The organism is Acinetobacter sp. UBA2063 (assembly GCF_002333245.1).
Taxonomy (GTDB): Bacteria; Pseudomonadota; Gammaproteobacteria; order Pseudomonadales; family Moraxellaceae; genus Acinetobacter; species Acinetobacter parvus.
In genome coordinates, this window is record NZ_DDAH01000112.1 from 1 (window position 1) to 370 (window position 370).

The 370-nt window shown below is 45.7% G+C and carries 1 protein-coding gene; it reads left to right on the plus strand.

Annotation, left to right across the window (positions count from 1 at the left end; all coding sequences use genetic code 11):
* The coding region (locus tag B4H32_RS04935) for a S1 RNA-binding domain-containing protein (protein WP_286800475.1) at positions 1-331 on the plus strand (331 nt) is incomplete at its 5' end.
* Positions 332-370 lie beyond the last annotated feature (39 nt).

The following is a 370-nucleotide window of genomic DNA, read 5'->3' on the forward strand; positions in this document are numbered from 1 at the left end:
GATTGATATCGAAGACAATGGTACCGTGCGCGTATTTGGTGAAACTAAAGCTGCTGCGCGTGCTGCGATTGCAAAAATCCAAGCACTGACTGCTGAAGTTGAGCCAGGTACAATCTATACAGGTAAAGTGATTCGTATCGTTGAATTTGGTGCATTCGTGAATATCTTGCCAGGTACGGACGGTTTGCTTCACATTTCGCAAATTTCAAATGAACGTATTGCCAACGTGACTGACGTGTTAAAAGAAGGTCAGGAACTTAAGGTTCAGGTTGCCGATGTGGATAACCGTGGTCGTATCAAGTTGACCATGAAAGACATCGAACAAGCGTAATCGCTGCAATCGACTGACAAAAAGCCCGCCTTGTGCGGG